Genomic DNA, 22,512 nt, shown 5'->3' with positions numbered 1-22,512 from the left:
TAGTGTGCGGTTTCGGGCCCGGGCGGGGCTTCCCCTCGGGCCGTACCGCCGACGATGAGAAGAGGTTCTCGATGGGCGTCGAACTCTCTGGCCCCGCCAAGGAATTGCTCGACCGCAAGAGTTTCGCCGTGGTGTCCACGATCCAGCCCGACGGCAGCCCCCAGTCCTCGGTCGTCTGGGTCACGCGGGACGGCGACGACATCCTGTTCTCCACCGTCCAGGGCCGCCGCAAGCACCTCAATCTGGTGCGGGACCCGCGCATCTCGCTCGTGGTCAACCCGCCGGAGAACCCGTACGAGTACGTCGAGGTGCGCGGCTCGGCGACGATGACCACCGAGGGCGGCCGGGAGCTGATCAACGAACTGTCCCGCAAGTACCGCGGCGAGGAGTACGGGTTCGACGGCCCGGACGACGTCCGGGTGGTCGTCCGGCTCAGCCCGCGCAAGGTGGTCGGCAACATCTGACCGGCCCGCGCGGCCCGTGGTTCCCCGGGAGTGCGGCATATCATTCCCGGGGAATGTCGCGGGGCACCCCCTCCTGCCCACTACGCTTGACGCTGTGAGCATTCGCCTGTACGACACCAGCACCCGCCAGGTACGCGACTTCGTCCCGCTTGTACCGGGTTGTGTCTCGATCTACCTGTGCGGCGCTACCGTCCAGTCGGCGCCTCATATCGGGCACATCCGGTCCGGTCTCAACTTCGACATCATGCAGCGGTGGTTCGCCTACCGCGGCTACCAGGTCACCTTCGCCCGGAACGTCACCGACATCGACGACAAGGTGATCGCCAAGGAGCGCGAGTTCGGCATCCCGTGGTGGCAGATCGCCTACGAGAACGAGCGGGCGTTCAACGACGGTTACACCGCGCTCGGCTGCCTGCCGCCGACCGTCGAGCCGCGGGCCACCGGGCACATCCCCGAGATGGTCGAGATGATGCGGGGGCTCATCGAGAAGGGCCACGCCTACGCGGCCGACGGCAACGTCTACTTCGACGTGAAGTCGTACCCGGACTACCTCGCGCTCTCCAACCAGAAGCTGGCCGACCTGCGCCAGCCCGAGGGCGAGGGCGAGACCGGCAAGCGGGACCAGCGCGACTTCGCGATGTGGAAGGCCGCCAAGCCGGGCGAGCCGAGCTGGGAGACCCCGTGGGGCCGCGGCCGGCCGGGCTGGCACCTGGAGTGCTCGGCGATGGTCCACAAGTACCTCGGCCCGGCCTTCGACATCCACGGCGGCGGGCTGGACCTGATCTTCCCGCACCACGAGAACGAGATCGCCCAGTCCAAGGCCTACGGCGACGCCTTCGCCAGCTTCTGGGTGCACAACGCCTGGGTCACCATGGCCGGCGAGAAGATGAGCAAGTCGCTGGGCAACTCGGTGCTGGTCTCCGAGATGGTCCAGCGCTGGCGTCCGATCGTGCTCCGCTACTACCTGGGCACCCCGCACTACCGCTCGATGATCGAGTACAGCGAGGACGCCCTGCGTGAGGCCGAGGCCGGGTTCGGCCGGATCGAGGGCTTCATCCAGCGCACCGTCGAGCGCTGCGGGGCGGTCGACGCCGCCCCCGAGGTGCCGCCGGCCTTCGCCGAGGCGATGGACGACGACCTGGGAGTTCCGCAGGCGCTCGCCGTCGTGCACACCGCCGTCCGCCAGGGCAACAGCGCCCTGAACGCGGACGACAAGGAGAACGCGGTGGCGCGTCTGGCCGAGGTCCGTGCGATGCTCGGAGTGCTGGGTCTCGACCCGCTCGCCCCGCAGTGGGCCGGGTCGGAGCGCGGCGAGCCTGGGACAATGAAGAGCATGCACGGTGTGGTCGACTCGCTGGTCCGCCTGGTCCTGGACCAGCGGCAGGCGGCGCGTCAGCGCAAGGACTTCGCCACCGCGGACGCCATCCGCGACCAGCTCGGCCTGGCCGGGCTGGTGATCGAGGACACCCCGTCCGGCCCGCGCTGGACGATCAACAGCCAGTAACCCCATCTGACGATCGGGGTGAGGGTGGGCCGTACCGGACCGGTGCGGCCCTCCCGCATGACGTAGCGCATGCAGTCGGCCGCCGCCGGACAGAACGGGGCGGCCGGGCATGCCGGACAGACAGGAAGTACAGCCATGGCCGGCAACAGCCAGCGCAGGAACCGCCGCAACCCCGGGTCGAAGAAGGGCGCGTCTGTCGGTACCGGCGGCCACAGCCGGAAGGGGCTCCAGGGCAAGGGCCCGACCCCGCCCGGAGCGGAGCGCAAGGGCCACCCGAAGCAGCGCGCCGCCAACGCCGCGGTCAAGCGCGAGCGGGACGCCAAGGCCCGCGCCGGCATGCGCCGCGCCGGCGGCGCCGGTCGCGGTGGCCGGGGCGGCGCGGGCAGCGCCGAGCTCGTCTTCGGCCGCAACTCGGTCGTCGAGGCCCTTCAGGGCGGCGTCCCGGCCACCGCGCTGTACGTCCAGCAGTTCGTCGACACCGACGACCGCGTCCGCGAGGCCTTCCAGGCCGCCAACGACCGCGGCATCCCGCTGATGGAGGCCCCGCGCCCGCAGCTGGACCAGATGACCGGCGGGCTCAACCACCAGGGCCTCGTGCTCCAGGTGCCGCCGTACGAGTACGCGCACCCCGACGACCTGCTGGTCGAGGCCTCCGACTCGGGCCAGGACGCGCTGATCATCGCGCTGGACGGCGTCACCGACTCGCGCAACCTCGGCGCCGTGGTCCGCTCCGCCGCCGCCTTCGGCGCGCACGGCGTGGTCATCCCCGAGCGCCGCGCGGCCGGCATGACCGCCGGTGCCTGGAAGACCTCCTCCGGCGCCGCCGCCCGTCTGCCCGTCGCCCGGGCCACCAACCTCACCCGCACCCTGGAGGCCTACCAGAAGGCCGGCCTCATGGTGGTCGGCCTGGCCGCCGACGGCGAGGCCGAGCTGGGCGACCTGGAGCTGCTGACCGGCCCGGTGGTGATCGTCGCGGGCAGCGAGGGCAAGGGTCTGTCCCGGCTGGTCTCGGAGACCTGCGACATGCGGGTGCGGATCCCGATGTCCGGGCTGACCGAGTCGCTGAACGCCGGTGTCGCGGCGGGCATCGTGCTCTACGAGGCCGCGCGGCTGCGCGCCAAGCGCTGAGCACAGTCGGTGTGCGGGGCGCAGGGGAACTTCTGAATTCTCCGCAATCCGAGTGAAAAGCGATCGGGCCCGACCAGGCCCGATCGCTTTTCTCATGATCATTTCAAGTATGCGCCGGACATCCACTCGGGAGAGTGTCCTAAGCGGTGGTCACCCGGTTAGACGGGCGTGGACACCAGAACACCTCGGCGCCCCCTGTTCGGCGGCGGCAGCACCGGGATAGACGCGGGCCCCGGCCTTGACACGGTCAAGGTGCCGTCCGACCCCGCGCGCCTCAGCATCACCCAGGCGAGCTTCCGGCTCCGGCTCGGCGCCCCGGTGGCGCCGCTGATCGAGGCCCCGGCCGGACTGCTGTCCACCGGCGCCGCGTTCGGCGACCCGTACGCCGACCAGGGCCTGATCCGCCGTCCGCTGGTCACCCCGCAGGTCGTGGTGCCCGCCTCCGCCGTCCCGGCGCTCGCGGGGGCCGCCGGGGGCGGTGCGCCGCGCCGCAAGGGCCGGGTCACCGCCGTCACCTGGACCGGGCAGGCGCCCCCCGGGGACCTCGCGGCCACCCAGCTGCTGGACGCCGTCCGGCTCACCGGCTCCGGACCCGACGGCGGCGGCCCGGGCGTGTCGGACACCCGGGTGATCCCGTCCTACTCGGGCGCCCGGACCGTCCCGCGCCAGCCCCGGGAGGGTGCCGGCACCGCCACCGACGCGGGCATCGGCCCGGTCGGCGCACCGCAGGGCTGGACCCCGAGCGGCGAGCTCCCCGAGGTCTCCGCGACGGCCGCCGAGGGCAAGCAGCCCTGGTACCCCGGCCGCCGGGTCGACCTCGGCCTGGTCCTGCTGCCGCTGCGCGCCGTCCTCGGCTCGCTGTCCGTCTACGCCGGGTTCAGCAAGCTCTGCGACCCGGTCTACTTCGACGGCGGCGAGCGCGGCTCGATGATGCGCTGGCTCGCCTCGCTGCACCCCTGGAAGGTCGCCGAACCGCTGCTGGCCTTCGCCATGGCGCACCCGGTCGGTGCCGGCCTGGTGGTGTCGTTCACCCAGGTCGTGGTCGGCGTGCTGACCGTCCTCGGCCTCTGGCAGCGGCTCGCGGCCGGGGCGGCGATGCTCCTCTCCGCCGCGCTGCTGTTCACCGTCAGCTGGCGGGCCGTGCCGGTCTACGACACCCCCGACCTGATCTTCCTGGCGGCCTGGAGCCCGCTGCTGATCGCCGGAGCGCCGTTCGCCTCCCTGGACGGGCGGCTCAACCTGGAGGCCTGGCGGCGCTACGGCGCCGACGCGCCCGCCGCGCTGCGCCGCCGGGTGCTGCGCCGCGGCACGGTGGTCACCACGGTCGTGGTCGGGGCGACCCTGCTGCTCGGCTCGATGTTCGGCGCGGCGGTGCGGACCGGGGCCCGGACGCACCAGGCACCGGCCCGTCCGGCCACCGACTACGGCACGCCGGTCTGGCCCAGCGGCGCCCCGACCGGCACCCCGGGCGGCCAGGGCTCGTCCACCTCGCCCTCGCCCGCCCCGCGCCCGGCCACCCCCACGCCGAGCCCGACCACCCCGCCCTCCTCCGCCCCGGCAACCCGCCCGGGCAGCCCGACGCCGAGCGGCAAGGGGCACTCCACCAAGGCGGAGACCGGGGCCGGCACGACCCCGACCCCCGCCGCGCCGGCCGCCGCCGCGCCGTCGGCCGGTTCCTCGCCCGCCCAGCGCAGCACCCCGGCCCCCGCCGGCTCGGGGGCGGCGTCCAAGCCCAGCCCGAGCTCGGGGGCGAGCCCCGGGCTGCTCGGCGGGGTGCTGGGCAGCGGCCCGCTCGCCGACCTGTCCGGCGGCGCCCGCTCCTCCCACCCGGGGGCGCCCACGTCCACCTGACGGCCCGTGGACGCGATCGGCCGGGTGCTCCTTGGCGGAGCACCCGGCCGATCGTCGTGCGCAGGGGGCTGAGGTGCTGGGGCGCGGGTGCTGGGGCGCGAGGCTGGGGGAGCGGCGGTTACTGCGGTGTGCGGCCGGCCCCGGAGGCGAGCTCCTTGGCCGCCTCGGTGAGGTCCTTCGCGGTGTCGATGGCGCGCCAGTACACGCCCTGCGGCAGCTGGTAGCCCGCCAGCCGCTTGCTGCGCGCCAGCTGCGGGAACGTGGTGCGCTCGTGGTCGCCCACGTCCGGCAGCAGCTCGGCGAACTCCGGGCTGAACACGTACAGCCCGGCGTTGATCAGGAACGGCGAGGGCGGCGCCTCGATGAAGTCCAGCACGTTGCCGAACTGGTCGGTCTCCACCGCCCCCCACGGGATCCGCGGTCGGGCCAGCGCGAGCGTCGCGACGGCGTCCCGCTCGTGGTGGAAGGCGGCCATGTCGCGCAGGCTGAACCGGGTCCAGATGTCGCCGTTGGTGGCGTACCAGGGCTCGTCCGGGCGGGGCAGCGCCTTGGCCGCGTACTTGAGGCCGCCGCCGCGTCCGAGCGGCTCCTCCTCGACCACCGTGCGCACGCGCAGCGGCAGATCCGCCTTGTCGAGCCACTCCTCCAGCACGGCGGCGAGGTGCCCGCAGGAGACCACCACGTCGGTGACGCCCTCGGAGGCCAGCCAGGCCAGCTGGTGGCCGAGGATCGGCGTGCCCGTCCCGGGGATCTCGACCAGCGGCTTCGGGCGGTCGTCCGTGTAGGGCCGCAGCCGCGAGCCCTGGCCGCCGGCCAGGATCACGGCCTGGGTGACGGGCGTCGTGGTCGGCCGGGACGGGTGGGTCGGCGGGGACGCGAGGTCGGCGGTGGGGCCGGAGTCAGCGGTCATGCCTGAAGAATAGGGCGCCCACCGGGGGTGGGAACCCGAGGCCGCGGGCGCCGTCGGCCCGCGGCCGAGGGGGTCAGCCGGCGATGCCCGCCGCGAACGACCCGTCGCAGACCGGGCGGGCGAAGGACCGGGCCCGCTGGACGTCGCCCTGGTACTTGCGCACCGCCGCCTTGCCCAGCTCTCCGGCGAGCGAGGTGCAGTACGGCGTCAGCGACGGCTGTTCGCGCATCGAGCGCTCCAGCAGGTCCAGCGCGGCGGACGGGTTCTTGGCCCGCAGCTCGTCCAGCAGCACCACCCGCAGCGATTCCTGCGGGGCGAGCCCGTCCGGGGACGTGCCCGCGGTGGCGGTGGCGGAACGCCCGATCCCGGTGCCGTCACCACTGGACGCCGCCACGACCTGCTGGTCGAGGTTGGTCGGCGGGGCCCATGGCACCCGGGTCACGGCGAGGGTGCCGGTGGTCACCAGGACGACCGGCAGGGTCAGGGCGACGGTCTGGCCGATACGGCGTACAAGCTGCTTCACCCTCAGGAGAGTAGCGGTGGGTACGGGCCGGATCGCCCTCCGTGACACCATCGAGTGACACCGTGTCCGGGTTCGTCCCCCCACCGTGTTGACGTGGGGGTGTACGGACGGAGCCCGCCGGACCAGGAATGGTCCGACGGGCTCCGTCGTGCCGGCTTGCCCTGCCGGTCGACCGACCGGCAGGGCGCGCCGTGCTCAGCTGCTCAGACGGGCGCCCGAGCTGGTCGAGAACACGTGGGTCTCGTTGGCGATCGGCACGACGTGGATCGTCTCGCCACGGGCCGGGATCTGCCGGCCGTGCACGCGGACGACCAGCTCCTTGTCCTCGCCGCCGATCTTGGTGGTGCCGTACACGAAGCCGTCGGAGCCGAGCTCCTCGACGACGTTCACCGTCACCGCGACACCCTCGATGCCGCCCGCCGGGACGATCTCGAAGTGCTCCGGGCGGATGCCGACCGTCACCGACTTGTCGGTGCCGGCGCCGGCCAGGTCGTCGCGCGAGACGTTGACCACCGAGCCGCCGAACTTCACGCCGCCGTCCACCAGCGGGACCTCGACCAGGTTCATCGCGGGCGAGCCGATGAAGCCGGCCACGAACAGGTTGGAGGGCCGGTCGTACATGTTGCGCGGGGTGTCGACCTGCTGGAGCACGCCGCCCTTGAGCACCGCGACCCGGTCGCCCATGGTGAGCGCCTCGGTCTGGTCGTGGGTGACGTACACCGTCGTGATGCCCAGGCGGCGCTGGAGGCCGGCGATCTGGGTACGGGTCGAGACGCGCAGCTTCGCGTCCAGGTTCGACAGCGGCTCGTCCATCAGGAAGACCTGCGGCTGGCGCACGATCGCGCGGCCCATCGCGACACGCTGCCGCTGACCACCCGACAGCGCCTTCGGCTTGCGGTCCAGGTACTCCGTCAGGTCGAGGATCTTCGCGGCCTCCTCGACCTTGGTGCGGATCTCCGCCTTGTTCACGCCGGCGATCTTGAGCGCGAAGCCCATGTTCTCGGCGACGGTCATGTGCGGGTACAGCGCGTAGTTCTGGAACACCATGGCGATGTCCCGGTCCTTCGGCGGCAGGTGCGTGACGTCCCGGTCACCGATCCGGATGGAGCCGCTGTTGACGTCCTCCAGACCGGCCAGCATGCGCAGGCTGGTCGACTTGCCGCAGCCCGAGGGGCCGACCAGCACGAGGAACTCGCCGTCCGCGATCTCCAGGTCCAGCGCGTCCACCGAGGGCTTGTCCGCCCCGGGGTAGACGCGGGTCGCCTGGTCGTACGTGACAGAAGCCATGGTTGTTCTCTCCTTCACCGGCAGGAACGTGCCGGACGATCCGAGTAAAGGGGCGTTCGTTCGCCTCCGTCAGCCCGCCCAGTGGTCTGAACCACCTCACGAACCGACTCCGGGCGACGCTACCTGCGCCTCCGCCGCTTGTCAGCCCCCAGCCCGCCCGATTTCGGCATCGGTTCCATCACGCCTACCCAGCCCGCCAACCCCCGGATATCCCCCCACCCCACCTGCCGGGCCCGGTAGACTGCCCCCGGTGCCGCCGTGATCCCTCGCGGACGGTCACCGTGCCTCCTTAGCTCAGCTGGCCAGAGCACCGCTCTTGTAAAGCGGGGGTCGTCGGTTCGAACCCGACAGGGGGCTCGCAGCACGAAGGGCCAGCTCGCCGGGGATCCGGCGGGGCTGGCCCTTCGTCGTTGCTGCGGTCCTACTTGAGGTTCCCCCGAGGTGCGGAAGGTTGCCGGACATGACCTGATAGGTCGCGAGAAGGGAGCCTCTGCCATGGCTGCACCGATGAAGTACCCGTCCGAGTTGCGTCAGCGAGCCGTTGCCGCATACCGAGCCGCCGACCCGAAACCGGTGATCCGGCAGATGGCCAGGGACCTGGGCGTGCACCACGAGGCCCTGCGCAACTGGATCCGCCAGGACGAGGCCGACCGAGGCGAACGCGACGACCGGCTGACCAGCGCCGAGAAGGAGGAACTCGCCGCTCTGCGCAAGGAGAACGCCGAGTTGCGCCGGTCCTGCGAGATTCTCAAGGCCGCCTCGGCTTTTTCGCCCAGGAGCTCGACCCGACCCGGCGACGGTACTGAAGCTCATCGACGAGCACCAGGACCGCTTCGGGGCCGAGGCCGACCTCCGGGAACTGCACATCCCCGCCTCCACCTACTACCGCTGGCGCCGGGACGTCCACGCGCCCTGCGAGCGCAGGCGCCAGGACACCGAGCTGACCGAGCGGATCCGCCGCGTCCATGCGGACTCGGACGCCACCTACGGCTCCCCGCGCGTCCACGCCGTCCCGCGACGCGAGGGCACCCGCGTCGGCCGCAAACGGGTCGAGCGCCTGATGCGCGAGGCCGGACTCCAGGGCGTCAGCCCGCGCCGGCCCCGCTCCTTCACCCGCAGCGACCCGGCAGCCGACCCCGCCCCGGACCTCGTCCGGCGCGACTTCACCGCGAACGCGGCCAACCGGCTGTGGGTCGCGGACATCTCGCTGGTCCCCACCGGCGAGGGTCCGTGGTGGCTGGCCACGATCCGCGACGCCTTCTCCCGCCGGATCGTGGGCTGGCACACCTCCGAACGCGCCGACGCCGACCGTGCCTGCGGACAGGGCGTGCCCTGCGGGTTCCTCGCTCCCGCGCCCGCAGGAAGGCGGCCGGTCACGTCACGCCCGACGTGATGATCAGCGAGCGTCCCGCCGAGGTCGAGACCCGGGCCGTCGCGGGCCACTGGGAAGGCGATCTGATCATCGGGGCGAACCGGTCCGCCATCGGCACGCTCGTGGAGCGCACGAGCAGGTTCACGATCCTGGTCCACCTGCCGCGAATGGAAGGCTACGGCGTCGAGCCACGGGTGAAGAACGGCCCCGCGCTGGCCGGATACGGCGCCGAGGCGATGCGTAAGGCCCTCACAGTCCAAATGGCAAACATCCCAAAGCAGTTGCGACGATCACTGACTTGGGACCGGGGGAAGGAGCTCGCCCAGCACGCCCAGCTGAAGGCCGACACCGGCATCGCCGTCTACTTCGCCGACCCGCACAGCCCCTGGCAGCGCGGCACGAACGAGAACACGAACGGGCTGCTGCGGCAATACTTCCCGAAGGGCACAGACCTTGCCCGCTGGACCGCTCGCGACCTCGCAGCCATCGCTGGGGCACTCAACACCCGGCCGCGGAAGACACTCGGCTGGAGAACTCCCGCAGAGGCACTCGACGATCAGCTACTCTCGCCCCAAACCAGCGGTGTTGCAACGACCCCTTGAACCCGGTCAGTACACATCCATCAAGCTCACAACCCGCCTGCTCAAGGCCGGAATTGAGGCAAGCATGGGCACGGTCGGCGACTCGTTCGACAACGCCCTGGCGGAGAACTTCTGGAGCGTGCTGAAGACCGAATGCGTGCGCCGCACGGCCTTCGCGACCCGCACGGACGCCGACCTGGCGCTGTTCGCCTACATCGACGGCTGGTACAACACCCAGTGCATCCAGAAGCGTCTCGGCTGGCTCAGCCCCGACGAGTACGAGGCGAACTACTACGCCGACCAGGTGACGGCCGAACCAGTGGTCGACGAACCACCCACACCCGTCCTGACCAGCTAATCAGCACCTCCCACACACCGGGGGAAGCTCAACTCGGGCTGTGCCACGGGCGTGCCAGAAGCGTTCGGCGGATCGTCCTTCCCGAGAGCCTTGCGGGCGGCTTCGCCCATGCGGTCCGCAATGCCACGGTCGCGGTCGTTGCTCCGGTGCTGGTCGCTCGGGGTCGCGCACTACCTGTCGACTCATGTCGCCGAGCTGTACGGCGAGATCGGAAACCAGCCGTTCTCCATGGTCAGCGGCTGCGACTACGAGGCCGGCACCAAGCGCGTGCTCACGAGCCGGGCTCTGACCGGCGTACTCCGCCACGAGGAAGCCTGACATGCTGGTCTCGGTCGCGACGGCCCCGAACCCGGGCCGGACCAACGAGGACTTCGCAATCGCCAGCCCCGAGACCGTTGTTCTCCTCGACGGAGCCGGACTCCCCAGCGGCATGGACACCGGCTGCACTCACGGTGTGCCGTGGTTCGTGCGGGCCCTCGGCGCGAGCATCTTCAAGCACGCGACCGAACGGCCGGCGGCGCTGACCGAGTGCCTGGCGGACGCGATCGACTCCACGGCTCGGCTTCACGCAGGGACGTGCGACCTGGGCAACCCGATGACGCCGACGTCCACGGTGGCCATCGTGAGAGTCCGCGGAGATGCCTTCGAGTGGTTGGTTCTGGCGGACTCAACCGTCGTACTCAGCCTGCCCGACAGAATCGATGCGATTGCGGATCACCAGGTGTCGCAGGTCACCGACCGGCAACGAGTCGAAATGGCAGCAGAGTTGAAGAGCCTTGGCGAAGCCGAGCGACGGACGGCTCTGGCTCACGCCCAGAGGCAGCTCATGAACACCGCAGAGGGCTACTGGGTAGCCGCCACCGATCCCGAGACGGCCGAGCAGAGCCTGACCGGGGAGGTCCCGCTGCCAACTGTCCAAGCCGCGGCAGTTCTGACAGACGGCGCAGCCCGAGCCGTTGACGACTTCGCAGTCATGGGTTGGCCCGACCTCATGAGCCAGCTGGAGACAGGTGGCCCACACGGCGTCATCGGCCACACGCGGGAGCTCGAACGCTCAGACCCGCAACGGCGACGCTGGCCCCGCTCGAAGTGCCACGACGATGCCACGGTGGCGTTCATGCAGCGAGAGCCGGAGGGCTTGTTGGGCAAGCGGCGGTAAGTGATCTCCAGGGCGTGAGCGTCAGTGCTGCGAAGGCCCAGGCGGGCGGCGTGTGGGATGGGGATGGGTAGCTGGGGAGTGGGTGTGAGGGGGTGGGGTCAGAAGATGACTGTTACGAGTTTCGCTACTGGTTCAAGGGCGCGCACAGCGCGCCAGCGCGCGGCCCAGCCGCTCGCCGCCGCTCCTGTCTGCGCCCCACGACGGCGGCGGCCGGCCGCGCACGTCGAGCGTGCGGCCGGTGGATGCCGATGGTGAGAGCGCCCGCCGGACGGACAGTGCGGGTCAGGGCATGAGGCTCCGCCGGGCCCTCTCTCGGAGGGGACCGGGGGTAGGCGCCTGGGTGCGGCTTCGACGTGGTGATCGTGGGCGGGTCGCGGAGGGGACCACCCGCTCAGCCCGAGGACTGGCTGGCGGCCAAAACCGCCCCACCGGGCGCAAGTGATGGCACCGGTGATCAATTCGAACGCTTCAGTAGCCAGTGCGATCCGAACCCGACAAGCTGGCGCGGCCGATGTTGCGATTGGAGCGCCGTGATCGAGTACCGCGTTGAAGGCACCGCAGACCATGAGGCCATGTGCGACCGATGTGGGGCGACGTTGAAGCAGGCGATTGTCCTGGCTTCGATGGACTTGGACGGGAATCCGTGTGGGTACCTCAGATACTTCGGCGCGGACTGCGCCGCAACGCTCACGGGGCTGAGTCAGCAGGCCGTTCGCTTGAAGGCCCAGGTTGCTGAGCAAGCGAGGCAGGCGGGGCTCCGCAGGGACCGGAAGCGGGAGGCTGACCGCAGGCTCCAAGAACAGCGCGAACGTGAGTGGTTGCAGGAGAACTATGGCGCGGATGACATGACCGCCGCTGCCGAGAGCAGTGGTAAGGAGTGGCTGACCGTGTTCGACGAGTATTGGGCGTGGGAGATGCGGCAGCCGTAAGGACCACGGCCAAGCTCGGAGCAAAGGGCTGTTGCCATGCCCCATCCGTGCCCCAAAGAGGGGTCAGGAGCGGGAAGTCACGGCAAACAACGGGACGGACAACCAGGCCGTAAGCGGCGCTGAAGGCCACGTAATCGCAGGCCAGGAGTGGTGGAAGGTTCAAGAGGGGACGAGATTCCCAAGCTCAGTGCTCGCCACGCCCTTGACTTTGGCCGCTGAGACTCCGCCGCTGGCTCGCGACCCGTATCATGCAGTTCATATCACGCGGCGCATGGGTGACAGGCAGGGGAGCTCGATAGTGACTGTGAAAATTCCCACCAGGTTTGAGCACATTCTTGGAAGTCGTACGCTAAGCTCGGCTCCGCTCATTATCAAAGTGCAAGCCGACATGAAGAAGTTTGAAATTCTTAGGCGGACTGCCGAAATTCAAAGCGGCGGACTTCTGGCGTTTCTTAGCGGCCTGAGCGGTTGTGGAAAAACCACCTCCGTATGGTCGGCTTCTATTAATATGGCGGACCGTTTTGAGCGGGTCGTCTCAGTGCCAGCAACGGTGCCTCTGCGAGAGGTCGCCCAGTGGATGGGCGAGAACATTTCACAGCCCACTGAAAAGTCCATTCTCGTGTTGATGGATGGCCGAGAGGCATCAGACGACACTGTTGGCCTTCGGCAGTTCATGGCATCCCTTAACCAGTTCCTTCGGAGTCGGTCGGACATCATCGTGTGCTGGCCGACCACTAATGACGACTGGAAGGGCGAGCTGATTCAGCTTGCGCGATCAGTCGGCGGTAGCTCACTTACCCCTGCAAGTGCCGATATTTCAATTTCTGGCCCACCAAAAGAGCAGTGGAGCGATGTCCTCGAAAGGCTGTTTATCCAGCTTGATCAGAGGCTAGAAGACTTGGGAATGGGTGGCGAGACAATTGCTTCGTCGATCGCTTCAAGTAACTCCGTCGGGGAGTTTCTGGCAGCCATTCGGGACGCAATTGCCGAGCGTGTTGACCATGTTCAGGTCACCCGCGATCTCCCTGAGATCCTCTTCGTTGTCACCTCGACGAGCCCGGTCGTGGGTGAGGCGAACCGGCTGCGGCGCGCTGGAACGATGATTCTTAAGGCTGAGGAATTGGTGGGGTACTCCCCCCGCTCTGAAGCCGGCAAGTGGTGGCAGGAGAGGAACTCTGACCCTAGCCACCATCTGGCATATGTGATTTCTCTGTTCCGGGCCAAGCTGGTGACCATGACTCCCAGCTCCGTCGTGTATTCAATTCTTGAATATGGCCCGGGCGATATGCGGGAAGTGATCCGCGAAAAGGGTGTCAACAAAAGCCCCGCCAATGCGGATACGACCTTCAAGAGTACAGACTTCTATAAGTACATCACGGGAGCTGGGGTGAATGAGCTAACGTCGACTACTAAGGGGAAGACGTCTGATTCCATCCTCGGAGCCTTTGACGTGATTCAAGGGTCATCGGCCCGCCGCCACAAGGCGATAAACCAGGCCATTTGTGCCCTCGCAGAAAAGAATGTTCCCGAATTTAAGGCGAGCCTGGGGGGATTTGAAGTGAACCTGGGCGAGCAGGATATATATGCGGACGCTGTGATTTCAATTGGATTTGATGATATCCATCTTGAATTTCACCATCTGAGCGACGCTCACTGCAGGGCGGCATCGATTTCTGCCTATATCATGAAAAAGCTTCGGGCGTATTCCAACCACTACAACATTACACCTCGATGACCACTGCTTTCCCGGTGGATTGAAGCGCGGGTGTGCCCGTGCCACAGGCGTGCCAGAACAGGCGGTATGTGGCGGTGAATCGCGGGCGCCGGTGGTGCGATGGCCGCGAAACCGGCAGGGTGGCTGAGCCCCAGGTCACGCAGGGTGGCGGACGGCCGTTCTTGTAAAGCGGGGGGTCGTCGGTTCGAGCCCGACAGGGGGCTCAGCGGCGGAAGTGCCAGAAGGGCCAGCTCGCCGGGGATCCGGTGGGGCTGGCCCTTCGTCGTTGCGGGTGGCGTGCCGGAGGCTGTGGGGTGGTGTGGGGTGGTTGGTCAGCTGGGTTCGGGTGCGGGTTCGGTGGGTTCGTTCGGGTCGTCGGACCCTTCCGATTCCTCCGGTTCGTTCGGCGGGCCGGAAAGGGCGGTCTCGCCGCTTTTCCGCCAGGTCGCCGTCACCTTCAGGCTGGCCTTTCCGTCGACTCCCGTCACCGCGCTCACGAGGACTCCCGTCTTGACGGAGAGCTCGATTCCGAATTCGAGCGTGAATTCGTCGGGGGCGGCCGCCCGCAGACCGGATCGCACGTTGCCGACCACGGTCTGGAGGGTGCTCGCGAGGTCGTCCAGCTGGTAGCTGGGGCGGCGCAGGGCGACGTCCCTGGGCCCGCGCTGCTCCTCGATGCGGGCCCAGAATGTCCCCTCGGGCGTCACTACTTGGACAAGCTCCGACATTTCTCCTCCAAGGGGTGCCGTTGCCGGGGTCGAATTGCCGGAAAACCGGTGACCGGCCCGGGCCGTGGGCCTATCCTTCTTCTTCGCGAGGGGAACTGTATCGGGCGCCGAGGGGTGGCAGGCCATGGATATGGGACAGCGGGCGGCGGGTACCGAACGCATCTACCTCTCCGATGTGGAGCCGCACGCGGCGGCGCCGATCGACCGGGCCTCGGACCTGCGGTCGCGGGTCCTGCTGCATGTCCTCTTCGCCGACACCCTGCTGATCGGCGACTCGCAGGGCCTCAACAACAGGTACTTCCGGGCACTCGTCGACGCCGAGGAGGCGCGGAAGGTCCGCTGGTCCCCGGGTACGGCGGCGCTCTCGGACTTCGGCGCCCTCCTGGAGGCCGGCCGGCTGCGGGTCGCGCTGCGGGCGGGCGGGAGCCTGCACCGGATCAGCGACGGCCACCGGGCCGAGGGCGTGGAGAACGCGCCCGACGTCCCCTACGTGGAGCGGCTGACCGGGGTGTCGTCCGCGCACACGGTGCCGTACGACGGGTCGGCCGTCGCCGCCGCGTTCAAGTCCGGTGTCCTGACGCGGATCGAGGCCGCCGAGCGGGACTTCGCCGGGAGCGCGCGGGAGGCCCTCGAAGCCGCGCGCGCCTGGGTCGCCGAGCAGGATCCGCTGCTCTACAAGCAACTCCGGGACTGGCTGGCCGACTACCGGAGCGCGCGCCCGGGGGGCAGCGCCGAACTCGTCCTCGTGCTCCAGTCGGTGGACGACTGGGCCGGCGAGTCCTACCGGCGGGCGCTGCCGCAGGCCCTGGGCGTCGGCATGGCCGGCCCGCGCGACGGCGAGGGCACCATCCCGGTCTTCCGGAGCCGGCGACTCGTCGAGTACGCGGGGTTCCCGGCGGTGATGCTCGACAACCTGCTGCTGTCCCAACTCCCGGTGGAGGTGGTGTTCGAGGCGATCGAGCAGCCCTCCCGGGTGGCCCTGGTCGCGGAGTTGGGGCGGCTGCGCCGGGGGATCCAGCCGGACACGGCGGTGCTGCGTTCGGCGGTCGACGAGTTCAGCTCGTGGACGCTGGAGGCGTTCGAGCGCACCTTCCGCCGTGTCGGGGGTCTGGCGTGGGAGCACTTGCGGGGTGAGGTCCGGCTGATGCGCTTCGGGCTGGACGAGGACCCGGTCGCCGGTCGGCTGGGGGCCGGCCTGGAGGTGGTCTCCCCGGCGACCGACGGCGTTCGCGACCTGTCGCTCCACGTGGTGAACGGCCCGGGTGCGGCGGGCCCGGACCCGCAGCGCCGGGCCCAGCCGCGGCCGTTGCGCGAGCTCGACCCCTTCGAGCGGGTGGTCACCCTCTGACGGTCCCGGTCTGCGGGTCGGGGTGGGCCTGGAGGAGGGCGAAGGCGGCCAGGGTGACGCCGCAGGTGATCCGGCCCTGCCGCAGCCAGCGCGCCATCAGGTCGGGGGAGACCCAGACCGGGTCGGTCACCGATTCCATGGCCTCCGGACGGGCGGTGGCGGTGCCTCCGGGGAGCACGGTGGCGCGGCAGACGTGGATGCCGTTCTCGATCAGGCCGGTGTCCGCGTGGATCAGGCCGAGGCTCTCCACGGTGGAGGCGATGAGGCCGGTCTCCTCCCTGAGCTCGCGCGCGGCGGCCTCCTCCGGGGGTTCGCCGGGCTCGCAGCCGCCGCGCGGGAACTCCAGCGAGGCGGCGCCGACCGGGTAGCGGTAGGAGGGCACCAGCGCGATGCCGTCGGGGCCGGTCGCCACCACGACGACGCCGGTCTGCGACCACTGCCACCGGAGGTAGTTGCCGGCCGTGCCGCCCGGGGCGACGACCTCGTCGTTGTAGAGCCGGCCGAAGCGGTTCCCGAAGACCTCGACGGCCTGGCGGCGTCGGATCGGGGCGGGCACGGCGAGGTCCTGAGAGTCCGTGGGCATCATGCTCCTACCTGCCGTCGTAGGGCCGCAGGTGGCGACGGCCTCACCTGCCATGATTGCCCATGGTCGCCAGCTGCTCCACCCAGTGTGCGCGCTCGTCGGTGAACTCGGTTATCTCCGAGGAGAGTTGGACAAGCATCCGGAGCGAGGACCGTTGTGCGGCGAGCCGTTGCCGGTCGCCGGGCGGAAGGGCGGCGCGCAGCTGTGCGGCTTCCCGCAGCGCGCGGTACGCCTCGTCGTCCCGTCCGGCCCGGACGAGGCCGATCGCCTGCCGGTGCAACGCCTCCGGGAGCCTGGCCAGGTAGCGGCCGGGCTGCTGGTCGGCGAGCTCGCGCAGCAGCGCGAGCGCCCGGTAGCCGGCCGCCACCGCCTCGACGGGCCGGCCGGCCAGTTGCCCGCACCGGGCGAGGAGTTGGAGGCAGGTCAGCAGGGTGTCGTCCTGCCGGGCCCCCGGTTCGGCCTCCTCGCACAGCTCGACGCCGTGCGCGGCCGCGTCGAGGGCGGCGCTCACCTGGCCGTCCTCCATCCGCACCAGGGCCAGGGTGCTCAGCGCCGTCGCGGTGTCCAGGAGGTACGTCTGGCGCAGGGTGTCGTCCCCATCCGCCCCGGCGAGGAGTTCCTCGTAGTGGGCGACGGCCGACCTGGCGTGTTCGAGCGCCGGTTCGGTCCGGTGGGCGCGGTGCAGCAGGAGGCTCACGTTGTGGAGCGCCCTCGCGTACTCGGGGAGGTGGCGTCCGGTCTGCCGGACGAGGTCCCGGCTGAGGCGGACGGCCTGCTGGGCGGCGGTCAGCGCCGAGTCGCCGGGGCGGACGCCGTCCGCGCCGAGTCCGCCGGGGGCCAGTCCGTCCGAGGCCGGTCCGCCCGGGGCCGGTCCGCCCGGGGCCAGTCCGTCCGCGGCCGGTCCGTCCGCGGCGGTCTCGTCGAGCCGGAGGCTGTAGCTGATGAGGCGGCGCAGCCTGCGCAGCTGGTCCTCCTCGCCGAATTCGGGGTCCGGCTGGTCCAGCAGGCGCTTCAGGACCAGCGCCGCCACCGGCGACATGCTGGAGGGGTAGCCGGGCAGCCGGCTCTCGACGGCGGCGAGGACGTCCGGTCCGCACGCCCGTACGGCGGGCAGCATGAGGGCCGCCAGCGGTTCGGCGTGCGGCAGTACGGCGCCGTTGGCGGCCAGGGCCGGCAGGAGCGCGTCGGGCCGCTCGGCGATGCTCCGGGCCAGTGCGGCGTCCAGGGCCGGGTGGGCGGGGTGGTCCACGACCCGCCCCACCCCGGTGCAGCCGCGGGCGCGGGCGAGGATCTCCACGGTCTCGGTGGCCGCCGCGATCCGCTGCTGCGGCGAGGCGGGGTGCGGCGGGTCCAGCAGGGCGAGCAGGTACTCCTCGGAGCGTCCCGAGCTCTCCGGCGTACTCAGCACCCGTCGGACCAGGATCTCGCCGATCCGGCTCGGGCCGACGGGGGCGACCAGGCCGTCCTCGGCCGGGTAGAGCATGCGCAGGAGGGCGTTGACGACGTTCATGTTGAGGGGCGGATGGTGGGGGAACGCCTCGGCCCGGACCCGTTCCAGCAGGGCGATCAGCCGGTCCGAGCGTCGCCCGGGGGCGAGGACCGGGACGAGGAGGAGCCCTTCCGCCAGGAGCCGGCCGGCCTCGCCGGCCAGGGCCGGCTCCGCGGGCAGCCACGCCGTGAGCTGCGCGTGCCAGACCCGGACCTCGTGGTCGCAGAGCCGTTCGAGCGGATCGCCGTGCCCGGACCAGCTGCTTCCCCGGGCGAGGGTGAGGACGGCGTCCAGCGCGAGTGCCAGCACGCCGAGCAGCGAGTCCTCCCGCCCGGCGCGCGACGGAAGGCTCCTCGGTGCGGGCAGGCGGTCGTGGCCGAGTCGTCGGGCGAAGACCTCGAAGGCCGAGACGACCAGCGCGGCGGGCAAGGCGTCCCCGGCGGAGGTGGCGTCCCCGGTGGCGTCCCCGGTGGCGGTGGCGGTGGCGGCGGAGGGGACGGAGGGGACGGAGGGGATCGTCCTGGGGAGTTCCACGACGCTGGCGTCGGCCAGTGCCCAGTCGTCGACGCCGCTCTGCAGCGCCCGCCAGAAGGGCTCGGCCGTGCGGGCGAGCAGCAGCAGGCGCAGCCGGGGCTGCTCGGGTCCGAACCGCGAGACGTGGTCCACCAGGGTGCGGATGTCCTCCAGCCGGGCCTGGGCGTAGTCGAAGACGGCGAGGACCGCCAGACCGTCGTCGAGGGCGGTGGTCAGCTCGTCCAGCCACCCCGCCCCCGCGAGGCTGCTGCGCTGTACGAAGCCCGCGAGCCAGCCGTCCTCGGCCATCAGCCGGCACAGTTCGGCGGCGAGCCTGGTCTTGCCGGAGCCGCCAGGCGCGTGGAGCAGGCGCAGCAGCAGCGGGGTCCCGTCGGCGCACCAGGCCCGCAGTTCGGTGAGTTCCGGGCGGTCCACGAAGGGCATCGCGCCCTGCGTCAGCAGCTGGGCGGGGGTCGGCCGGGGCGTCTGGCGGGGCCGGTGGTGTCCGTACGCCCCGAAGAGCCGGACCTGGCGCCCGGCCCGGTCCATCGCCAGGTCGTACCAGGCCGTGCCGGGCCGGTGGCCGAGTCCGTTGCGCCGGGCCAGTTCGGGGAAGCAGGTCCGCACCGCGTCGACGGGGACCATCCAGCCGCCCAGGACGGCCGTCTCGTCGCGGGAGGTCTTGAGCACTCCGCACACCCGCCCGGTGGCGGGGTCGAGCACGAGGCTGCCGCTGAACCCCTGGACGACCTGGTCGCTCTTGAGCCGGACGAAGTGGCCCGCTTCGCCGGAGCGGCCGACGACGGAGAGGTACAGGGTGTCCCGGTGGGTGCCGGCGTCCAGGGTCGCGTCGCTGAATCCGTGGACGATCACGTCCGAGCCGCCGGGGGGCACCTGATCGGCGAGCCAGACGCCTGCGGTGTCCAGCGCTTCGGGGAGCCGGAGCACCGCGAGGTCCGGGTACGCGTAGATGCCGCCGTCCGGGTCCTGCCGCGGTTCCCGGGCGACCACCTCGGCCCGGAGCGTGCGCCCGTGCACCGTCACCGCCGGGTGCGGGTCGGAGCGGACGACGTGGGCGCAGGTCAGCACGGTGTCGGGGGCGACCAGGAACCCGGTGCCGGAGCTCTCCGCGGTCTCGATCAGCACCGCTTGTTCCGTGGCGAGTCGGCTGACGGCCTCCCGGCGCCGCCGGGTCTCGTTGTCGGGGATCACTCGGGGTCCCTTCGATCGGGGGTGCCAGGGTGTCGTGCCCGGCCGTCGGAATCCAGTGACGGAGGTGCGCCGGGACGTAGTTGACGCAGGGTCCAGCCGTGGGCGCCGGGGGTCAAGGGGGTGGTGTGGGCGGTGAGGAGTTCGGCGGCGCGGCGGTAGGAGAGGCGGGCGCGGCCGGTGTGGGGGCAGCGGTCGGGGGCGGGGGTGCCGGCGGGGGCGCGGCGGTCGGTGAGGAAGAGCGGGCCGGCGGTGCGGCCGGCGACGAGGAGGGGGAGCAGCCGGGCGGTGCCGCTCCGCCAGTGGACGGGGGTGCGGCCGGGCCGGTGGAGGGTGCGGTGCCGGGACAGGTCGAGGTCGTCGGTGTCGAGGGCGAGGACGGTGTCGATGGCGGCGCCTGACTCGTGGAGCAGGTGCCAGAGCGACTGTTCGCGCAGGGGCGCGCGGAGGGTGAAGAGGGCGCGCAGGTCGTCGGGTGTCAGGGGAGTGACGGTCGGTCCGGGCCGCGGGTCGGGGTGCAGGTCGGTGGTGGGGTCGTCGTCGAGCCAGCGCTGGGCCCGCCACCAGGCCACGGCGGCGCGCAGGGTGGAGAGTTCGCGGTTGAGTGTGCGCGGGTCGGTGTCGGTGCGGCGGCGGTCGGCGGCGGTGCGCAGGCGGCGGGCGGCGTCCGGGTGGTCGAGCAGGGCGAGCGGGAGGACGGGCGGCCGGGCGCGCCGCCGTTCGGGGCCGGTGGGGGCGGGGCGGTCGGCGAGGGCCCAGGCCCAGGTGTTCAGGGCGATCCGGTAGATCCGCCGGGAGCCTTCGGCGAGCCCGGAGGCGGCCAGGTAGCGCTCGACGGCGACGGCGTACTCGACCGGGGGGAGCTCTGCCATGGCGGGGCCTCTTCCGCAGTAAATCAACTCGGGTCGGACCCCTGAAGGCTATCTGCGAAGCGCAGTAAATCGCAGATGAACGGCCATTTTTGAGGCCGTTTACTGCGGCAGTCGGCAGAGCGTGAAATATTGAGGCCAAAAGACTCAACTTTTCCCCGGAAACCCTTGAACGCCGTTCCCGTCCGGAGGCAGACTGCCGCCCATGGCAGTGGATGCGGAACGGATCCCGGCCCGCCGCCGGCGGCTGGGAGACCGGCTCGCCGTACTGGGCGAGCGCGATTTCGCGTGGTTCTTCGTCGGCTACTCGACCTCCCTCCTCGGCTCCTCGATGGCGCCGGTGGCGGTGGCCTTCGCGGTGCTCGACGGCGGCGGCAGCGGAACCGACCTGGGGTGGGTGATGGCGGCCCGGATCCTGCCGGTGGTGCTGGTGCTGCTGGCCGGCGGGGTGATCGCGGACCGGTTCGGCAGCCGCCGGGTGATGCTGGGCTCGGACGTCCTGCGCGGGCTCGTCCAGGCGGTGTTCGCCGCGCTGCTGACGGCCGGGCGGGCGCCGGTCTGGGCGATGGTCGCGCTGGTGGCGGTGTGGGGGGTCGGGGAGGGGCTGTTCCTGCCGGCGCTCGGGGCGATCGTGCCCGGCCTGGTGCGCCGGAAGGAGCTCCTGGCCGACGCGAACACCCTGCTGGGGCTGGCCCGTTCGGTGGCCACGGTGGCCGGGCCCGCGACGGCCGGCCTGGTGACGGCGACGCAGGGCCCGGCGGTGGTCCTGCTGGCCGACGCGGTGACGTACGGCGTCGGCGCGTTCGCCCTGGCCAGGCTCCGGCTGCCCGACCGGGCGGCGAACGCGGCCGGAGGCGAGCAGTCGATGCTCGCCGAACTGCGGGCCGGCTGGTCGGAGTTCGCCTCCCGGCCGTGGTTCTGGATCACCACCGTCCAGATGGGCCTGTTCAACCTGCTGGTCTGGGCGCCGTTCCTGGTGCTCGGCCCGCTCACCGCGCAGCGGGACCTCGGCGGCGCCCGGGCCTGGGGTCTGGTGATGGGGGTGTACGGCGTCGGCGCGGTGCTGGGCGGGCTGGTGATGCTCGGGCGCCGGCCCGAGCGGCCGCTCGCGGTGGCCACCGTGGCCACGCTGGCCTGGGCGCTGCCCTCCGCCGCGCTCGCGGCCGGTGCGCCGCTGCCGTGGGTGGTGGCCGGCGCACTGGTGGCGGGGGTCGGCTCGGCGGTCAGCGGGACGCTGCTCAGCACGACGATGCAGAGCTGGGTGCCGCCGGAGGTGCTCGGCCGGGTCAACTCCTTCGGGGCGCTCGGCGCGTTCGTGCTGGGGCCGCTCGGGCTGGCGGCGGCCGGACCGGCGGCGGACCGGATCGGCGTGGACAAGGTGCTGCTGCTCGGTGCGGTCTGGCAACTTGCGGCCGGTACGGTGGTGTTGGCGGTGCCGGCGGTCCGGAACCGCCGGTGGGAGGGGAGCCGGCACGGCGAGGGCGGGCGTCAGGGCGGGGACGGGCATCACGGCGACCAGGAGGGCGCGCCCTGACCCGCGCTGGTCCGACCTTCCCGGGATCCGCCGACCACCCGCCCCCGAACGGCTCCGGGGCGCACCCCCGGCCCCGGTGCGGCCCACCGCGCCCGGCCGGCTCCGGAGCGCGACCAGGTCCGGCCGCCGCACCCCCGCCGCCCGCGGCGGGCGCCGCGGCCGGGCCGGTCGTACCGTGGAGGGAGTGGGGGTGGACGGAGGAGGTTTGACCATGCCCGGTTCGCTCACCATCAGCCACCACGAGTCCGCGGCCACCCTGGACCGCACGGACGCCGATCGGCTCGCCACCGTACTGGCGGAGCTGGCGTACCTGCTGGAGATCCCGGGGCCGAACCGGATCAACGACGCGCAGCTCACCCTGCTGTGCGAGGGCCGGGCGCCGGACCGCGCCGAGCTGTCGCACTGGTCCCGGGCGCTCGCGGCCGAGCTGAAGGGGCGGCGCTGACGGCCCCGGTGCCC

20 protein-coding genes, 2 tRNA genes and 2 pseudogenes are annotated in these 22,512 nt (G+C 71.4%); 17 read left to right on the top strand and 7 right to left on the bottom strand.

Annotation, left to right across the window (positions count from 1 at the left end; translation table 11 throughout):
• Positions 1 to 71: 71 nt before the first annotated feature.
• The 4 genes from ACIP37_RS00605 (at position 72) to ACIP37_RS00590 (ending at position 4,947) form a co-directional block, all read left to right on the top strand.
• Positions 72 to 464: a PPOX class F420-dependent oxidoreductase gene (locus tag ACIP37_RS00605; protein WP_063348796.1), complete on the top strand. Its 393-nt coding sequence runs from the start codon at positions 72 to 74 to the stop codon at positions 462 to 464.
• Between the two features lie 94 nt (positions 465 to 558).
• Positions 559 to 1,968 carry a cysteine--tRNA ligase gene (gene cysS, locus ACIP37_RS00600; protein WP_363582347.1) on the top strand — a complete coding sequence of 470 codons (1,410 nt, stop codon included), beginning with the start codon at positions 559 to 561 and terminating at the stop codon, positions 1,966 to 1,968.
• A 135-nt stretch (positions 1,969 to 2,103) separates the two neighbouring features.
• Entirely contained in the window at positions 2,104 to 3,096 is a 993-nt protein-coding gene (gene rlmB, locus ACIP37_RS00595) for a 23S rRNA (guanosine(2251)-2'-O)-methyltransferase RlmB (RefSeq protein ID WP_363582345.1), read from the top strand.
• A 252-nt stretch (positions 3,097 to 3,348) separates the two neighbouring features.
• Positions 3,349 to 4,947 carry a DoxX family membrane protein gene (locus tag ACIP37_RS00590; protein WP_400842970.1) on the top strand — a complete coding sequence of 533 codons (1,599 nt, stop codon included), beginning with the start codon at positions 3,349 to 3,351 and terminating at the stop codon, positions 4,945 to 4,947.
• 118 nt (positions 4,948 to 5,065) lie between these two features.
• Here ACIP37_RS00590 and ACIP37_RS00585 read toward each other — a convergent pair whose 3' ends face one another.
• From ACIP37_RS00585 to ACIP37_RS00575, 3 genes are all read right to left on the bottom strand, one after another.
• A complete protein-coding gene (locus ACIP37_RS00585) occupies positions 5,066 to 5,857 on the bottom strand; it encodes an NDP-sugar synthase (RefSeq protein ID WP_400809953.1) in 792 nt (263 codons plus the stop codon).
• 73 nt (positions 5,858 to 5,930) lie between these two features.
• On the bottom strand, positions 5,931 to 6,380 hold the full coding sequence (locus ACIP37_RS00580) for a hypothetical protein (protein ID WP_363582339.1): 450 nt from the start codon (positions 6,378 to 6,380) through the stop codon (positions 5,931 to 5,933).
• Positions 6,381 to 6,575: 195 nt separating this feature from the next.
• Entirely contained in the window at positions 6,576 to 7,667 is a 1,092-nt protein-coding gene (locus tag ACIP37_RS00575) for a sn-glycerol-3-phosphate ABC transporter ATP-binding protein UgpC (protein ID WP_363582337.1), read from the bottom strand.
• 283 nt (positions 7,668 to 7,950) lie between these two features.
• On the opposite strand from ACIP37_RS00575, the gene ACIP37_RS00570 reads away from it, so the two are divergent.
• From ACIP37_RS00570 to ACIP37_RS00525, 10 genes and pseudogenes are all read left to right on the top strand, one after another.
• Positions 7,951 to 8,024 (top strand) — tRNA-Thr (locus ACIP37_RS00570).
• A gap of 138 nt (positions 8,025 to 8,162) precedes the next feature.
• Positions 8,163 to 8,390 (top strand): annotated as a pseudogene (locus tag ACIP37_RS00565) (transposase); the annotation flags it as partial.
• Between the two features lie 79 nt (positions 8,391 to 8,469).
• Complete coding sequence (locus ACIP37_RS00560; RefSeq protein ID WP_363631812.1) at positions 8,470 to 9,060, top strand: IS3 family transposase; 591 nt, start codon at positions 8,470 to 8,472, stop codon at positions 9,058 to 9,060.
• A pseudogene (locus tag ACIP37_RS00555) lies at positions 8,979 to 9,641 on the top strand (IS30 family transposase); the annotation flags it as partial. The gene ACIP37_RS00560 and the pseudogene ACIP37_RS00555, both read left to right, overlap by 82 nt.
• A gap of 97 nt (positions 9,642 to 9,738) precedes the next feature.
• Positions 9,739 to 9,978: an IS3 family transposase gene (locus ACIP37_RS00550; RefSeq protein WP_400843186.1), complete on the top strand. Its 240-nt coding sequence runs from the start codon at positions 9,739 to 9,741 to the stop codon at positions 9,976 to 9,978.
• Positions 9,979 to 10,116: 138 nt separating this feature from the next.
• Positions 10,117 to 10,296 carry a hypothetical protein gene (locus tag ACIP37_RS00545; RefSeq protein WP_363631760.1) on the top strand — a complete coding sequence of 60 codons (180 nt, stop codon included), beginning with the start codon at positions 10,117 to 10,119 and terminating at the stop codon, positions 10,294 to 10,296.
• Position 10,297: 1 nt separating this feature from the next.
• Positions 10,298 to 11,137: a protein phosphatase 2C domain-containing protein gene (locus tag ACIP37_RS00540; RefSeq protein WP_400842966.1), complete on the top strand. Its 840-nt coding sequence runs from the start codon at positions 10,298 to 10,300 to the stop codon at positions 11,135 to 11,137.
• Positions 11,138 to 11,667: 530 nt separating this feature from the next.
• Positions 11,668 to 12,066, top strand: a complete 399-nt coding sequence (locus tag ACIP37_RS00535; RefSeq protein WP_363631756.1) for a hypothetical protein — start codon at positions 11,668 to 11,670, stop codon at positions 12,064 to 12,066.
• Between the two features lie 388 nt (positions 12,067 to 12,454).
• On the top strand, positions 12,455 to 13,801 hold the full coding sequence (locus tag ACIP37_RS00530) for a hypothetical protein (RefSeq protein ID WP_400842962.1): 1,347 nt from the start codon (positions 12,455 to 12,457) through the stop codon (positions 13,799 to 13,801).
• Positions 13,802 to 13,926: 125 nt separating this feature from the next.
• Positions 13,927 to 14,006, top strand: a tRNA-Thr gene (locus ACIP37_RS00525).
• A 106-nt stretch (positions 14,007 to 14,112) separates the two neighbouring features.
• Here ACIP37_RS00525 and ACIP37_RS00520 read toward each other — a convergent pair.
• Positions 14,113 to 14,487 (bottom strand): CU044_2847 family protein, encoded by a 375-nt coding sequence (locus tag ACIP37_RS00520; RefSeq protein WP_363631753.1) that lies wholly within the window; start codon positions 14,485 to 14,487, stop codon positions 14,113 to 14,115.
• 145 nt (positions 14,488 to 14,632) lie between these two features.
• On the opposite strand from ACIP37_RS00520, the gene ACIP37_RS00515 reads away from it, so the two are divergent.
• Entirely contained in the window at positions 14,633 to 15,856 is a 1,224-nt protein-coding gene (locus ACIP37_RS00515; protein ID WP_400809957.1) for a hypothetical protein, read from the top strand.
• Here the strand turns inward: ACIP37_RS00515 and ACIP37_RS00510 are convergent.
• Genes ACIP37_RS00510 through ACIP37_RS00500 form a run of 3 tightly spaced genes read right to left on the bottom strand, consistent with a single transcriptional unit; the run spans position 15,846 to position 20,522 of the window.
• Positions 15,846 to 16,439, bottom strand: a complete 594-nt coding sequence (locus ACIP37_RS00510) for an NUDIX hydrolase (protein ID WP_400809959.1) — start codon at positions 16,437 to 16,439, stop codon at positions 15,846 to 15,848. The two genes, ACIP37_RS00515 and ACIP37_RS00510, sit on opposite strands and share 11 nt — an antisense overlap.
• A gap of 43 nt (positions 16,440 to 16,482) precedes the next feature.
• A complete protein-coding gene (locus tag ACIP37_RS00505) occupies positions 16,483 to 19,653 on the bottom strand; it encodes a trypsin-like peptidase domain-containing protein (RefSeq protein ID WP_400842957.1) in 3,171 nt (1,056 codons plus the stop codon).
• Entirely contained in the window at positions 19,650 to 20,522 is an 873-nt protein-coding gene (locus tag ACIP37_RS00500) for a hypothetical protein (RefSeq protein WP_400809962.1), read from the bottom strand. Before ACIP37_RS00500 ends, ACIP37_RS00505 begins: the two co-directional genes overlap by 4 nt.
• Positions 20,523 to 20,724: 202 nt before the next feature.
• On the opposite strand from ACIP37_RS00500, the gene ACIP37_RS00495 reads away from it, so the two are divergent.
• Together ACIP37_RS00495 and ACIP37_RS00490 are read left to right on the top strand one after the other, a co-directional pair.
• The gene (locus ACIP37_RS00495; protein ID WP_400842954.1) at positions 20,725 to 22,053 is read left to right on the top strand and encodes an MFS transporter; all 1,329 of its coding nucleotides are present in this window, start codon (positions 20,725 to 20,727) and stop codon (positions 22,051 to 22,053) included.
• 211 nt (positions 22,054 to 22,264) lie between these two features.
• Complete coding sequence (locus ACIP37_RS00490) at positions 22,265 to 22,498, top strand: hypothetical protein (RefSeq protein WP_363582182.1); 234 nt, start codon at positions 22,265 to 22,267, stop codon at positions 22,496 to 22,498.
• Positions 22,499 to 22,512: the final 14 nt, after the last annotated feature.

Origin of the sequence: Kitasatospora sp. NPDC088861 (assembly GCF_044750105.1) — a bacterium.
Classification (GTDB): Bacteria; Actinomycetota; Actinomycetes; order Streptomycetales; family Streptomycetaceae; genus Kitasatospora.
Note: the sequence above shows the minus strand (reverse complement) of the source record. Positions and strands in the feature narration are given on the sequence as shown.

What these genes read in the sequence shown, in the direction of transcription:
- ACIP37_RS00605 (WP_063348796.1), top strand. Translation starts at nt 72, where the DNA reads ATGGGCGTCGAACTCTCTGGCCCCGCCAAGGAATTGCTCGACCGCAAG.
- rlmB (WP_363582345.1), top strand. Translation starts at nt 2,104, where the DNA reads ATGGCCGGCAACAGCCAGCGCAGGAACCGCCGCAACCCCGGGTCGAAG.
- ACIP37_RS00585 (WP_400809953.1), bottom strand. Translation starts at nt 5,857, where the DNA reads ATGACCGCTGACTCCGGCCCCACCGCCGACCTCGCGTCCCCGCCGACC.
- ACIP37_RS00575 (WP_363582337.1), bottom strand. Translation starts at nt 7,667, where the DNA reads ATGGCTTCTGTCACGTACGACCAGGCGACCCGCGTCTACCCCGGGGCG.
- ACIP37_RS00540 (WP_400842966.1), top strand. Translation starts at nt 10,298, where the DNA reads ATGCTGGTCTCGGTCGCGACGGCCCCGAACCCGGGCCGGACCAACGAG.
- ACIP37_RS00530 (WP_400842962.1), top strand. Translation starts at nt 12,455, where the DNA reads ATGAAGAAGTTTGAAATTCTTAGGCGGACTGCCGAAATTCAAAGCGGC.
- ACIP37_RS00515 (WP_400809957.1), top strand. Translation starts at nt 14,633, where the DNA reads ATGGATATGGGACAGCGGGCGGCGGGTACCGAACGCATCTACCTCTCC.
- ACIP37_RS00510 (WP_400809959.1), bottom strand. Translation starts at nt 16,439, where the DNA reads ATGCCCACGGACTCTCAGGACCTCGCCGTGCCCGCCCCGATCCGACGC.
- ACIP37_RS00500 (WP_400809962.1), bottom strand. Translation starts at nt 20,522, where the DNA reads ATGGCAGAGCTCCCCCCGGTCGAGTACGCCGTCGCCGTCGAGCGCTAC.
- ACIP37_RS00495 (WP_400842954.1), top strand. Translation starts at nt 20,725, where the DNA reads ATGGCAGTGGATGCGGAACGGATCCCGGCCCGCCGCCGGCGGCTGGGA.
- ACIP37_RS00490 (WP_363582182.1), top strand. Translation starts at nt 22,265, where the DNA reads ATGCCCGGTTCGCTCACCATCAGCCACCACGAGTCCGCGGCCACCCTG.